Genomic DNA, 13280 nt, shown 5'->3' with positions numbered 1-13280 from the left:
CCCCGGATCTTCCCCTAGGGTGTCCAATCCCCTAGTCCCTGGCGAACAGTGGAGCTCTTGGCTCAGCTAGGATTAATCATCATGAGCGAATCGAGCGATCAGCAGCGCCCAGCCCACGGCACTGCCCCCAGAGACCCAAATCTTTTCCGCGCAGAGCCAGTGTCGTTCGTACGCCGCGGCAACCGTTTGCAGGGCCGACGCGCCAGCGCGTGGGAGCGCAATGCCGAGCAGTACGTCATCGAGCCACCGCGCAAAATTGCCGACACTTCGGTGGCCGATGACTTCCGGCTCGATCCTGCCGAAGCTTTTGGCCGCACCGCCCCATTGGTGGTCGAGATCGGCACGGGTCTGGGCGAGTGCATCGCCAACGCAGCCAAGGATGATCCCGAGCGCAATTACCTGGCCGTCGAGGTTTACCGCCCCGGGCTGGCACAGCTGATGCTGAAGGTCGAGTCCTTCGGCATCAGCAACGTCCGCGCCATCCAGGCCAATGCGCCAGAAGTCCTGGACGTGATGCTCGATGAGAATAGCGCGGACGAAATCTGGATCTTCTTCTCCGATCCATGGCACAAGCCTCGCCACCACAAGCGCCGCCTGATCAAGAAGTCGTTCCTCGACAAGGCCTCACGCGTGCTCAAGCCAGGTGGAACCCTGCGCTTGGCGACCGACTGGTCCAACTACGCCGAACAGATGCGTGAAGTTCTTGAAGCACATGCGGATTTTGAGAACCAGCACCCGGGCAACTTGGCCGGTGAAGACAGCAACCTGACCAAGGTGCGCCGTGAGGGCATGGAAGGCTTTGATCCGGAGCCTGAATTCACCGACGGGCAAGGTGGCTGGGCGCCACGCTTCGAGCGTCGCATTCTCACCAGCTTCGAAGGCAAGGCGCTGAAAGCCGGACGCCTGGTTTTTGATTTGGCTTACACCCGCGTCGGTTAATATCGGCGACGATAGCCTTTGAAGGGCCATGGAATCCATAAGATGGATTCCATGGCCCTTCCTTCATCCGAGATCACTAGCTACGCGCAGGCACCCACGATGGAATATGCCGGGGTGCGTTTAGAACAGCTCTCCCTTGGCCATGCCGAAGACTTGTCCCAGGTGGTCACCGCCGGCCATCTCGATGGAATCTGGTACACGTCTATTCCATCTGCGCAGGAAATGGCCGGCGATATCAATAAGCGCTTGGCCCTGCAGGAAGCTGGAGCGATGGCGCCCTTTGCCATCATCGATTTGTCCACGGGCAAGGCTGTGGGCGCCACAACGTATTTGAACATTGATGAACCGAACAAACGCGTTGAAATCGGCTCAACCTACTTGTCCCCATCAGTTCAAGGCACAGGAATCAACCCTGCAGCAAAGTTCATGCTGCTGCAGCGGGCTTTTGAAAAGCTGGGTTGCTATTCGGTAGCTTTCTGCACGCACTGGCACAATGCCGCCTCGCGGGCAGCCATTGCCCGCCTAGGCGCCAAGCAGGATGGCGTACTGCGCAATCACAAGTATGATCCGTCAACCGGCACGCTGCGCGACACCGTGATTTTCTCGATTCTTCCGCACGAGTGGCCGGCCGTGCGCACCAATTTGCTGGCGCGGCTCGCACGCCATGGCCGCTGCTAGCTCGCGCTCATCCCAGATCCCTGGGCGGCCTTCTGCGTGAGCTGGAGATCGGCCACTGCCAGCATAATTCGCTGTGGATCCTCAGCCAGCCGGTTCAGCACGTACAGCCAGTATTCCGGCCCGAAAACTGCGTATTCCCGGGTAGTGAAACCCTCTTCGCGCAACGCGTCTAACTGCTGCGTCCCGAGGCCCTGGAGCATCTCGAATTCCACCTGCGGCGATTGCAACGCCGCTCCGTGTTCCTCTTTAAGCCTGCGGATCAGCCGCGCGTCGTGGGTGGCAATACTTGTCCGCATGCCTGAGGAGATCAGCGCTCCGGCCAGCTGCGCGTACCTGTCAGCCAGGCCTGGATCGTTGCGCGCCATGGCCGTGTCCAGCGGCTCTTGGAAGGCCCCCTTGACCAGCCGGACAGGGCCTGCCTGAAGCTCCAGGACGCGCACGAGATCCTGAGGTGTTCGCGATAGGCGAGCCTGCAAGGTAATGCCCGTTTCCGGAAAATCGCAGATCAGCCCCTCCCAGAGCTCCAGCACCAGGTCGGTGCGATCCGATCCTTCCGCCGAAATCATCAGGTAGGTTCCCGCTTCGCGCGCGGCTCGGGCGACGCGCAACGCATTGCGCAATCCCAGCTCGGGATCAATGGCGGAACCGAGATGCGAGAGATCGAAGCTCAAGGTCGTATTGGTTTTCGAAGTCTTCAAGCGTTCGGCGATGCCCAGGAATATTCCGGTTTCCGCCTCAGCGACGTGGCTATCCCGAATCGATTCGCCCACGCATTCGATGCTGCTGAGATGCCCTCGCGCCGTGATCTGGGCGACCTGGGCGAAGGCAGAGTCGATGGTATCTCCGGCGAGGTATCGTTGCGAGATCCGGTGCGCAATCCTGGCCAAAGCCGGCGTGGCCATGACTTGCGCCTTGAGCCGTTCGTCCAACGCCAATTCACGCAGATTATCTGCGGCCAATTCGAATTCTTCAGGTGAAATGAGCATGGGACGATCATTTCGCACGCCTGATGTTACGGTCTTGAACGATATTGCAGCGGCGCTCGGTACTTTCCGGGGGCCGCTGCGACGTGCGAGCGAAAAACGCGGTGGAAGTGGCTCTGGTCTGAGAAGCCCAGCTCTGCCGCGGTTTGCGCTATCGAGGCGCCCGAGCGCAAGAGTTCGCGTGAACGGTTCACCAGCTGGTTATGCCTCCACGCGATCGGGGTGAAGCCGGTACTGCTGTGCATGAGCCGTATCAGCTGATATTTGCTCAAGCCGGCGAGCAGTGCCAGCTCGTCCAGCTGCGGGGCCACAGCATCGTTGCCCAATCGGTGCAGGACCGGAAGCAACCGCTCATCGCGGGGCCCTATCCCCGGCGGGAGCGCCTCGAAGACTGGTGCCAGAGACTGCACGACGGAAAGCATGGACCCTAGCGACTGCTCAACGTACTGCTTTCCCATCCCGGCAAAGAGCTGCTGGTTAAGGGCGTTCATCAACTCGTAGAGCTCCGGCGCCCTGAATATCCGTATGCCCCAGAACAGATCCTGCGCTGAGATTGGTGCAAGCCGGGAAATCCATGATTGGTCTGCATGAATCATCTGGTATCGCCAGTAGCCATTTTTCGGATTACAGGCATGGAGGTGATCGCGCGGAATGACGATCACGTCGCCAGGGACCAGAGTTGCCTGCTGCCCGTCATGCCCGGTGAATTCGGTTTCGCCTTCGTCGATGATCCCCATTGAAAAACGTTGATGGGCATGCGGCCGGTAGCAGGAAATTTCTTGGCACGAACGCCGGGACTCCAATTCCGGGAACTGAGGGTCATGCCAGAATTCGGAGTCGTCCGGGCTTGGCAGATTGGCTGCCAATCTAGCGGCCAATGGCCCTGCGGGCGGTAAACAGCGTGACGGTCGGTTCACGGCGTTCCGGACGCATGCCGCGGGCCAAGGACACCACGTCTCCCCCGGAGGTGCCTGCTGCAAAGATGCGGGTTTGGCCTTGGCGTACCGCGCTGAGTTCATTGCGCAGGTCGTTCACTTCGGTTTGCAGGTACGCGACCTGATCTTGCAGGTCAAGGATTCGCTTGATGCCCTCAAGGGACACGCCGTCCTTGCTCAACGCCTGGACTTGGCGGAGCAGTGAAACATCGCGCTGCGAATAGCGTCGTTGCTTGCCCGACTGGCGGCTGGGCGAAACTAAGCCGATCCGGTCATATTGGCGTAGCGTCTGCGGGTGCATATCTGCCAGTTGAGCGGCGACGGAAATGACGAAGACAGGTCGCAGGTACTCCCCGTTCACGTTGCTTCGACCACCTTTCTACATGGTTAAATGGCTCAGCAGCCTCTGGTTATAGAGTCTAGCCTCCCCGGCCGGGCCACTTCGAGGGCACGACCGGGAAGGCAAGACGCAGTCTCTCCTAGAGCTTGGCCTTGGCAGCCAAGTCGGTGCGTGGATCTTCGCCTTCGGTGGCAGCAGCAAAGTCCTCCACCGCCTTTTTCGCGGCATCCGACAGATTCTGCGGAATCACCACATCCAGGATGATCAACAGATCTCCGGTGGCCTTCGAGGTCTTCACGCCACGTCCTTTCAGGCGCAGGGTGCGACCGGAATTCGAGCCGGCCGGGACCTTCATCGCGACCGTTTCGCCATCCAGTGTCGGGACGTGGATCTTGGCGCCCAGCACTGCTTCGTCAAAGGTGACCGGCACATGGATGCGGATGTTGTTCTCTTCGCGCTTGAAGAAGGGATGCTCGGTGACCTTGACCTTGACCAGCAGGTCGCCGTTGCCGGCCGCCCCTGGCTGGCCCTTGCCGCGCACGCGCACGGACTGGCCGTCCTTGATGCCCGCAGGGATGCGCACATCGATGACTTCGCCATTCTGCTCGCGCAGCCCGATGGTGGTTCCCTTGATGGATCCGGAGAAGGAGATCGTGGTATTCGCGGTGCGGTCCGCACCCTTGCGTGGCGGTGCGCTTTGGCCGAAACCGCCGCCGCCAAATCCTCCGCCACCGCCGAACAGGTCGGAGAAGTCCGGCTGTCCGCCGCGGCTTCGCGACGAGCCGCCGCCGCCAAAGAGATTGGAGAAGATGTCCTCGAAGCCGGCTTGGCCTCCCGGAGCCCCGCCAGGTCCTCCGGCTGAGAAGCGCGCTCCCCCGCCCATGGCCCGGATCGCGTCGTATTGCTCGCGCTGTTCCTTATCCGCGAGCACCGAGTGGGCTTCGGAAATGTCCTTGAATTTTTGTTCCGCTGCCGCATCGCCCTGGTTGGTATCCGGGTGGAACTTGCGTGCAAGCTTGCGGTATGCCTTTTTGATGTCCGCCTCGCTGGCGTCCTTGGCGACGCCCAAAATGGCGTAGAAGTCTTTTTCGATCCAGTCCTGACTTGCCATCAGGGCACCGTCCTTTCAATGCCAATTCGAAACTGCCCACTGACGATTTCTCGGCAGTGGGCAGTTTCAAATGTGTTATTCGTGGCTATTCGCCGGTAGCTACCAGCACCTGGGCTGCGCGCAGGATGGTGGCACCCTTGCGGTAGCCGCTGCGCAGCACCTGCCCCACGTGGTCGGCAGGAACTTCCGGAACAGCCTGGCGAAGCAGTGCTTCGTGGATGTTCGGATCGAATTCCACGCCGGCCTCGTTGATTCGCTCCAGGCCATGCTGGACCAGGATGGTATCCAGCTTGTTGGCGATCGAAGCGAACGGCCCGTCGGTCAGATCCCCGTGTGCCCGAGCTGCATCGATATCATCGAGCACTGGGAGCAAGGTGGTCAGAACCGACTGGACGGCGTTTTCCCGCGCCACAGCCCGGTCACGCTCAACGCGCTTTCGGTAGTTGACGTATTCGGCCTGCAGACGCAGCAGGTCGTTGCGCAGCTCGGCTTCGCCGGCGCCAGCTTCTTCCTGCTGTTCTGAGGACTCGTCGACACCAGCGGCAGCTTCGTTCAGGATCGCCTCGGCCTGGCCCAGGGCGTCAGCGGTTGGCTGCTCGCTGGCAGCCTCTGGCTGGTTCTCCGACTCGGCGTCGAAGTTCTCGTTCTGGTCTTTTGCCTCGGACATGTTCCCTGGCTCCCTACTTCTTGTCGGCTTCGTCTTCGTCGATGACCTCGGCGTCGACGATGTCTTCATCAGCCTTTGGAGCCTGCTCGCCCTCAGGAGCGGCAGCACCCTCGGCCTGTGCGTTGGCGTAGATTGCCTCGCCCAGCTTGGTCTGCGATGCCTGCAGCTTCTCGAACGCGGCCTTTACCTCGTCGTCGTTGTCCTGCTTCTCAAGGGCAGCCTTCAGGGAGTCAACGTCGGCCTGGACCTCGGTCTTGACCTCTTCTGGCAGCTTGTCTTCGTTGTCCTTGATCAGCTTGTCCACCGAGTAGGCGGCCTGCTCAGCGGCGTTGCGGGTCTCAGCGGCCTCGCGGCGTGCCTTGTCCTCTTCGGCGTGTGCTTCGGCTTCCTGGACCATGCGCTCGATGTCTTCCTTGGACAGCGAGGAACCACCGGTGATGGTCATCGACTGCTCGGTGCCGGTGCCCTTGTCCTTGGCGGATACGTGCACGATGCCGTTGGCGTCGATGTCGAAGGTGACCTCAACCTGCGGGATGCCGCGAGGAGCCGGTGCAATACCGGTCAGCTCGAAGGTGCCCAGCGCCTTGTTGTCGCGGGTGAACTCGCGCTCACCCTGGAAGACCTGGATGGAAACCGAAGGCTGGTTGTCCTCGGCGGTGGTGAAGGTTTCCGAACGCTTGGTCGGGATCGCGGTGTTGCGCTCGATCAGCTTGGTCATCACACCACCCTTGGTCTCGATGCCCAGGGACAGCGGGGTGACGTCGATGAGCAGAACGTCCTTGCGCTCGCCCTTCAGCACGCCTGCCTGCAGGGCTGCGCCAACGGCGACAACCTCATCAGGGTTCACGCCCTTGTTCGCTTCCTTGCCGGCCAGGTCCTTGACCAGGTCAGCAACGGCTGGCATGCGGGTGGAACCGCCAACGAGGATCACGTGGGCGATGTCCGAAACCTTGACGCCTGCTTCAGCGATAACGTCGTTGAATGGCTTGCGGGTGCGCTCCAGCAGGTCCTTGGTCAGGTCCTGGAACTTGGCACGCGAGAGGTGCTCGTCCAGGTGCACTGGGCCTTCTGGGGTGACCGACAGGTACTGCAGGGAGATGTTGGTGCTGGTGGCCGAAGACAGTTCCTTCTTGGCCTGCTCAGCAGCTTCCTTCAGGCGCTGCAGGGCGATCTTGTCCTTGGACAGGTCTGCGCCCTTGGCCTTGGCCTGGGCCAGCAGCCAATCCACGATGCGCTGATCCCAGTCGTCGCCGCCCAGGCGGTTGTCGCCAGCGGTGGAGCGAACCTGGATGGTTGAGAAGCCGTCGTCGTCCTTGCCAACTTCGAGCAGGGAGACGTCGAAGGTACCGCCACCGAGGTCGAAGACCAGGATGAGCTCGTCTTCGTTGCCCTTTTCCAGGCCGTAGGCCAGTGCGGCAGCGGTTGGCTCGTTGACGATGCGCAGCACGTTCATGCCAGCGATCTCGCCGGCTTCCTTGGTGGCCTGGCGCTCAGCGTCGTTGAAGTAGGCAGGAACGGTGATCACTGCGTCGGTGACCTTTTCGCCCAGGTAGGCCTCGGCGTCGTTCTTCAGCTTCATCAACGTACGTGCGGAGATTTCCTGCGCAGTGTACTTCTTGTCGTCAACGTCGATGGTCCAGTCGGTGCCCATGTGGCGCTTGACCGAAGCGATGGTGCGGTCGATGTTGTTCACGGCCTGGCGCTTGGCGATGTCGCCAACCAGAACTTCGCCGCTCTTCGAGAAAGCAACGATCGACGGGGTAGTACGGTTGCCTTCCGCGTTTGCGATAACGGTTGGCTCACCACCTTCGAGCACGGAAACTACGGAGTTGGTGGTTCCTAGGTCGATACCTACGGCACGCGACATAATGGCTCTCCTTTGCCTTGGTTGAAAGTGCTAACGCTGAGGGCCTTTGCCCTCATTGAGCGTTCTGGACTCAAGTTTACTCAGCCGTTTTCGACTGTCAAATCAACTTGAGCCAACGTCACTCAACTTTGCGTTCTGTCTTATTCAACGGGCGAAGTGCAAAAATGATTCCCATAAACCAGAAATTTTTCGGCGCCCCACCGCCAGCGGTGGCAGTTGTCGAAAACTCCCAGATCAAGAAGCACATCGTGGCAGCAGCAAAGAAGAAAAAGTTCTCCGAGCTGTCCCTTGCCAGCAAAGTTTCGCTGGTCACAGCTGCCACGGCGCAAATCACCTTGCTGATCGCCGCGCAGATCGATCTGAGTCGGCGCGAGAGCTCCCAGATCCGCGGAAATAAGCCAGTGTGGGCTGCAGCGAACTTCATCAGCTTTATCGGTCCGCTCAGCTACTTCACCTTTGGGCGCACCCATGACAAGCGCAGAGCCCAAGGCATAAAACCAGCGGGCCGGTAAACCTGTCATCAGGTTTACCGACCCGCGATTTTCGCAGTGCCCAGAGCTACCGGGCGCCCCCTTCAGCTTCCACCAGCACCGCAGCGGTCCTTGCAGGAATCATCAGCTTGCCCGACGAGCTGTCAAACGATGCGGACTTCACTCGCTCATCGCTTCCCTGTTCGAGCGCTTCAGCCAAGTCGTATTCATGACCTGCTAATTCCCCGACCACTTGCGTGTGATCCTGCGGTGAAGCGTTGAAGACCACCAGGGCTCCGTCATGTTCGCTATCGGCATCCGCACCCACCGTGTCATCGATACGCATCACGATGATTCCTGGTTCCGCTTTTGGACCACTGAGCGGGAAACTCACCTTCTGCTCGATCAGTTCAGCAGAGCCCAATCGCAGCAGTCCGACTTCTCGACGGGTGCGCAGCAGATCAAGTGCTGCGTCTTCAGCCCGAGACATCGCCTGCGCATCAGGCCTAAGCTCTGGATCTTCCAGCAATGGAGCCATCAGGTCCCATTTTTCGCCGTTGTCAGCCTTCGGCGGCAGTCCGGATCCGAAAGTGTTTTCCCGACCCGAGAAGTCGATGCGGTTGAACCAGTCCCCCGAGTTGTAGCTATTGCGATCCAAAGACTTTGACCGTAGCAGTTCAGTACCGGCATGCCAGAAAGGTACAGCCTGCGAGTACATTACCGTGGCCTGCGACAACGTATTCATCCGTACCCGATCTGCCATGGAAGTATCGCGAGGGAGTTTGAGCACGGTCAGGTCGTAGAGCGTCTCGTTATCATGCGCATCAACATAGTTGATCACTTCGCCGGGCTGCGAAGCGTAACCGGCCGGGGCACCGCGATAGTCAATTTCATCGCCACGTTGCACCGTTCCGGCTGACGTCAGGAATTCGTAATCGGCAAGGTTCCCGGTCAAGCCCAGACGCACCAGATCAGTTACATGGCCAAGCTCTTTCAGCGCTTCCTCGGTGGTTCCGTTGACTTCGCTACCGTTGGAATCGGTGCCCAAACCGGTGCCGAATCCCTGCTGGAAAGTTGACGCAGAATCAACCGGGCTGCCGCCGTGGACCGCATCGCGCAGACGATCATTGAAGGTGCCGATTCCGGTGCCGTTCAATTGCCCCTGGGTCGCTTGGAGGAAACGGGCATTGTCTGCGACTTCTCCGAAGTTCCATCCTTCGCCGTAGAGGTAAATGGACTTGCCGTCGACCCCGTCGCGTCCGGGCTTCAATTCGTCGAGGGCCTCGCGTGCCGCTTCCATGGTTTCGCGTGAGTGGTGTCCCATGAGGTCGAATCGGAAACCATCAACTTTGTAGTCTTTGGCCCAAACCACGAGTGAATCGACCATCAGCTTCTGTGCCGCGGCATGTTCGGTGGCCACGTTCTGGCAGCAGGTGGAGGTCTCGACCTTGCCGGTGGCATCGAGTCGGTGATAGTAGCCAGGAACGATCTGATCCAGCACGCTTTGATCCGCCTGCCCCGAAGCCGCCGTGTGGTTGAAGACCTGATCCAAGACGACTTCCAGCCCCATCTCATGCAGAGACCCAACCATGCCGCGGAATTCCTCTACGCGCTCGGCGCCATCGGGATTGCTCGCATAAGACCCCTCAGGGGCCATGAAATGGAATGGGTCATAGCCCCAGTTGAATCCATCGTCGGCAGCATGCGCGCTCACGCATTCTTGCTGCTTGGATGAGGCAGCGGGCAGCGATACCAAATCGCAGCCGGTTTCGATGCGCTGCTTTTCATCTTCTTCGATGCTCGCAATATCGAAACTTGGCAACAGGTGAACTGTAGTCAGCCCGGCTTCGGCGAGCTGCTTGAGCTGCTTGCTACCAGCACCGTTGGTTCCGAAGGCTCCGTAGCGACCTCGCTGTTCTTCCGGCACCGAAAAGTCGGAGACCGAGAAGTCGCGGATCTGCAGCTCATAAATGCTTCGATCCACGTCTTTTTCCACGCCGGCTGCTTTGGCCTTGCGCCACCTCTTGGGCTGATGCTTGGGATCTTCCAGGTTCACGGCCACCGACTGGGTGGAGTTGGTGGTCAACGCGACCGAATACGGGTCGGTGACAATATTCGTTTCAATCTTGCCGGTCTCTGGAACAAAGACCTGAACTTCCCAGAGGTATTTGGCTTCAGTGAAATGAGGCTTGCCCTTGACGGTCCATGCTCCGCTGTTTTTGTCGAAGATGGCATCATGCCGCGAAGTTTTCTCGTTTTTATCGGTAATGAGAAGAGTCGCCCGATGCGCACTCGGAGCCCAGAGCCGGAATGTGGGCTTCTTTCCTGTGAAGCTGACGCCTAGTTCGACATTCTCAAGCCCCTGAGCGTAGAGCTCATCAATCGCTCCAGCAGTCTGCACGCCGGTGAAGGCTGTCAGCTTAGAGTCCTCGCCCTGCGTCTCAAAACGCGCCAGCGCCAATTGGGAGCGCAAGGCGGTGGCAATTTCTTCGCGTGCCATGTCTACGCGTACGGCACGGTAGTTGGCCAGATGCGGGAATTTCTTCCGCTGAGCGTCAGTGAGCCCACCTATAACCGTAGCTAGTTCTATGGGTTTGGCTCCCGAGATCACTTCCCCGTCCAAGCTCAGACTGGCGTCCTTGGAAGCATAGAGGGCAAACCTCTGCCCACTACCCAGATCCCGGGGGAGGGCAATCGTATCGGTCGAGATCCATTGAGCCTTGGCCTGTCCTACGCCGGCCAGCGATTCACTGGCTCCGCCGATCTGGACAATATGGGTTTCAAAAACGTATTTGAAGCTCACCTGGTCCCCCGACTTTACCGAGAGAGTATAGTTCGCACCTCCGGCGGCCCCGTCCGCACCATAGTTTTCGTCCCAGCCGAAGTTGTGCGTTGCCTTAAAATCGTAGGTCCCATCTGGAATTTGGTCTGTCGTGAACTCATAGATTCCGTCCCCATCAGTATCGTCCATCAAGGTGGCCACGCAGCTTGGATCCCAGTCGGCAGCGCAACCCAACTCGTCCTGGAAACTACCTGCCAAAGTCACGGTGGCCTGCTCGGCAGAGGCAGGGGACACGACTAGTGGAACCGTGGACACTAGGACCAGCAGGGGCGTGGCCGTCAGAGCGGTCAATCTGCGGCGCCATTGGTGCTGCGGCCCTTGGTGTGGTGGATATTCTTTGCACGCAGCGGAGGCAGCACTTTTGCTGTTCACGAAATGCTCCATTGGATTCGAAGGGCGAATGACAAGCCGCGAGAAGCAGCATGCCAGTGATCCAAACCACACTACTTAGATCAAACCTAAGATTGCAAGCGTTTCCAATATTTACACTTAAAGCCGTACGACCTTTCGATTTTTACAGTATTTTTCCATCATTCCGCATAGAAAGCGTTTGCATTTGAACTATTAAGAATCTGAAGCTAAGTCCCCGATGCGTAGTTTCATTCTTTACATGACAGTAGCCCCGGACAGCACGCAGGCTGTCCGGGGCTACTGATCAATATTTGGTTTTAGCGACCGCTAGTGGCTGGGCTTGAAGCACGACGCGGTCCGCGTGAGCGAGCGCCAGCAGCAGAACCCGCGTTACGTCCACCGGAGCGTGCAGGACGCGAGGAATTCGATGGGCGCTCGGCATTCGCTCCACGAGTCGAGCGGTTTAGACGCTCCCCGTTTGAATTGCGTGATTCGCGGGCCGGACGCTCGCCCTGGCCCATGGCGCCGTCGCGCTCCGGACGGCGGCGCTCGCCACCGCGGCCCTGGCTTTCACCAGCAGGCTTGCCGCCGCGTGCGTTGCGTCCGCCACCACGGCCACCACGAGCGTTGGAAGATTCACCAGCAGGCTTGCTCTTCGCCGGGTTGCGCTTCTGCTGCACTGGAGCAACGTAAGGAACGTGCTCGGCAACTTCGCCAACAACCTTTGCCACTACTGGCGATTCCAGGTTGACCTTTTCGAAAGGCACCTTCAGCCCGGCCTGCTTCAGCAAGGAAGCAACGTCGCCCTGCTGATCAGGGGTGCAGATGGTCACCACGGTTCCATCCGAACCAGCACGTGCGGTACGGCCCGAGCGGTGGGTGTATGCCTTGTGCTCTGCAGGTGGATCGATGTGAACGACCAGCTCCACGCCATCAACGTGCACGCCACGGGCGGCAACGTCGGTGGCGACAAGAACCTTTGCTTCGCCGGATGCGAAAGCAGCCAGGTTGCGGTCACGTGCATTTTGCGAGAGATTGCCGTGCAGGTCAACTGCTGGAACGCCAGCCTTGGACAGGGTGACGGCCATCTTCTTGGCGTGATGCTTGGTGCGCATGAACATGATGCGGCGGGCAGTGCCCTGGGCCAGAACCCGAATGAGTTCCTTCTTGTCATCGCTGGGAACCACGAACACGTGGTGCTCCATGGTGTTCACAGCGGCTTCCGGCGCATCCACCGAGTGAATGGTCGGGTTGCTCAGGTAGCGCTTGACCACCTTGTCCACTCCGTTATCCAAAGTGGCGGAGAACAGCATGTGCTGGATGCCAGTTGGCATGCGGTCCATGATGCGGCGAACTACCGGCAGGAAGCCCATATCAGCCATGTGGTCTGCCTCGTCCAGCACCGAGATCTCCAGCTGGGACAGGTCAACGATCTTCTGCTTGATCAGATCATCAAGTCGGCCAGGGCAGGCAATGACAATGTCAACACCGTCATTCATGGCCTTTTCCTGGCGGCTCTGGGCCACGCCGCCGTAGATGACGGTGGTGCGCAGGCCGCTAGCCTTCGCCAGGGGATCGACAGTCTTGGCGATCTGGGTTGCCAATTCACGGGTTGGTGCCATGATCAATGCGCGGGGGAAGCGGGCCTTGCGGCGCTGGGGACGCTGCGCCAAGCGAGCGACCAGTGGCAACGAAAAAGCCAAGGTCTTGCCGGAACCGGTCTGTCCGCGGCCAAGAACATCTCCGCCAGCCAAAGTGGATGGCAAAGTGGCTTCCTGAATCGGGAAGGGGGTTTCGATTCCGCTCTCGGAAAGGACTTTGGCAAGGTTTCCAGGCACGCCTAGGGCGCTAAAAGTTACGGACATATTCAAACTTTCTCTCTGATTCGCACGCCACGAGCTGTGGCGCTGGGTCTCGCCGAGCCAGGAGGAAGTCCGCACCGCGCAGGGCCATCGTTCTGGCCTGCAACCACCGGTGAATCCGCACGGAATCATTCCGGGGAATCAACTGGAGGGGAAATCTAAACTGTCGACGCATGCATCCGGTCAAATCCGGTGGTGCACAAGTATCTACTCTACAGTGCTTGAACCCGATTGC

Annotated in this window: 11 protein-coding genes; 3 read left to right on the top strand and 8 right to left on the bottom strand. The window is 59.5% G+C overall.

Translation table 11 applies throughout. The annotated features are described in order from the left end of the window. Positions 1-81 precede the first annotated feature (81 nt). Positions 82-939 carry a tRNA (guanosine(46)-N7)-methyltransferase TrmB gene (gene trmB / locus ACT7DV_RS10690; protein WP_444662460.1) on the top strand — a complete coding sequence of 286 codons (858 nt, stop codon included), beginning with the start codon at positions 82-84 and terminating at the stop codon, positions 937-939. Positions 940-990: 51 nt separating this feature from the next. Then, entirely contained in the window at positions 991-1617 is a 627-nt protein-coding gene (locus ACT7DV_RS10685; protein WP_444662458.1) for a GNAT family N-acetyltransferase, read from the top strand. Here ACT7DV_RS10685 and ACT7DV_RS10680 read toward each other — a convergent pair. The 6 genes from ACT7DV_RS10680 to dnaK all read right to left on the bottom strand — a co-directional run bounded on the left by ACT7DV_RS10680 (position 1614) and on the right by dnaK (position 7520). Further along, positions 1614-2603 carry a proline dehydrogenase family protein gene (locus tag ACT7DV_RS10680; protein ID WP_444662456.1) on the bottom strand — a complete coding sequence of 330 codons (990 nt, stop codon included), beginning with the start codon at positions 2601-2603 and terminating at the stop codon, positions 1614-1616. The two genes, ACT7DV_RS10685 and ACT7DV_RS10680, sit on opposite strands and share 4 nt — an antisense overlap. 26 nt (positions 2604-2629) lie before the next feature. Continuing rightward, positions 2630-3517 (bottom strand): helix-turn-helix domain-containing protein, encoded by an 888-nt coding sequence (locus ACT7DV_RS10675; RefSeq protein ID WP_444662455.1) that lies wholly within the window; start codon positions 3515-3517, stop codon positions 2630-2632. Continuing rightward, positions 3468-3896 (bottom strand): heat shock protein transcriptional repressor HspR, encoded by a 429-nt coding sequence (locus ACT7DV_RS10670; protein ID WP_075972499.1) that lies wholly within the window; start codon positions 3894-3896, stop codon positions 3468-3470. Before ACT7DV_RS10670 ends, ACT7DV_RS10675 begins: the two co-directional genes overlap by 50 nt. Positions 3897-4014: 118 nt before the next feature. Beyond that, the gene (locus ACT7DV_RS10665) at positions 4015-4986 is read right to left on the bottom strand and encodes a DnaJ C-terminal domain-containing protein (protein ID WP_444662453.1); all 972 of its coding nucleotides are present in this window, start codon (positions 4984-4986) and stop codon (positions 4015-4017) included. 85 nt (positions 4987-5071) lie between these two features. Then, the gene (locus ACT7DV_RS10660; RefSeq protein WP_060702386.1) at positions 5072-5653 is read right to left on the bottom strand and encodes a nucleotide exchange factor GrpE; all 582 of its coding nucleotides are present in this window, start codon (positions 5651-5653) and stop codon (positions 5072-5074) included. Between the two features lie 13 nt (positions 5654-5666). Beyond that, positions 5667-7520: a molecular chaperone DnaK gene (gene dnaK, locus ACT7DV_RS10655; RefSeq protein ID WP_444662450.1), complete on the bottom strand. Its 1854-nt coding sequence runs from the start codon at positions 7518-7520 to the stop codon at positions 5667-5669. A 164-nt stretch (positions 7521-7684) separates the two neighbouring features. Between dnaK and ACT7DV_RS10650 the strand changes: the two genes are divergently transcribed. Continuing rightward, positions 7685-8032, top strand: a complete 348-nt coding sequence (locus ACT7DV_RS10650) for a PLD nuclease N-terminal domain-containing protein (RefSeq protein WP_444662448.1) — start codon at positions 7685-7687, stop codon at positions 8030-8032. Positions 8033-8078: 46 nt separating this feature from the next. Here ACT7DV_RS10650 and pulA read toward each other — a convergent pair whose 3' ends face one another. Both pulA and ACT7DV_RS10640 read right to left on the bottom strand, forming a co-directional pair. Further along, positions 8079-11123, bottom strand: a complete 3045-nt coding sequence (gene pulA / locus ACT7DV_RS10645) for a pullulanase-type alpha-1,6-glucosidase (RefSeq protein WP_444662447.1) — start codon at positions 11121-11123, stop codon at positions 8079-8081. Between the two features lie 377 nt (positions 11124-11500). Further along, a complete protein-coding gene (locus tag ACT7DV_RS10640; RefSeq protein ID WP_444662445.1) occupies positions 11501-13048 on the bottom strand; it encodes a DEAD/DEAH box helicase in 1548 nt (515 codons plus the stop codon). Positions 13049-13280: the final 232 nt, after the last annotated feature.

The sequence above is a fragment of the Glutamicibacter sp. TV12E genome (assembly GCF_052441935.1).
Taxonomy (GTDB): domain Bacteria; phylum Actinomycetota; class Actinomycetes; order Actinomycetales; family Micrococcaceae; genus Glutamicibacter.
This window is presented reverse-complemented; position numbering and strand designations above follow the sequence as displayed.

Coding starts and splice junctions, on each gene's coding strand:
- trmB (WP_444662460.1), top strand. CDS start 82: ATGAGCGAATCGAGCGATCAGCAGCGCCCAGCCCACGGCACTGCCCCC.
- ACT7DV_RS10685 (WP_444662458.1), top strand. CDS start 991: ATGGCCCTTCCTTCATCCGAGATCACTAGCTACGCGCAGGCACCCACG.
- ACT7DV_RS10680 (WP_444662456.1), bottom strand. CDS start 2,603: ATGCTCATTTCACCTGAAGAATTCGAATTGGCCGCAGATAATCTGCGT.
- ACT7DV_RS10665 (WP_444662453.1), bottom strand. CDS start 4,986: ATGGCAAGTCAGGACTGGATCGAAAAAGACTTCTACGCCATTTTGGGC.
- ACT7DV_RS10660 (WP_060702386.1), bottom strand. CDS start 5,653: ATGTCCGAGGCAAAAGACCAGAACGAGAACTTCGACGCCGAGTCGGAG.
- dnaK (WP_444662450.1), bottom strand. CDS start 7,520: ATGTCGCGTGCCGTAGGTATCGACCTAGGAACCACCAACTCCGTAGTT.
- ACT7DV_RS10650 (WP_444662448.1), top strand. CDS start 7,685: ATGATTCCCATAAACCAGAAATTTTTCGGCGCCCCACCGCCAGCGGTG.
- ACT7DV_RS10640 (WP_444662445.1), bottom strand. CDS start 13,048: ATGTCCGTAACTTTTAGCGCCCTAGGCGTGCCTGGAAACCTTGCCAAA.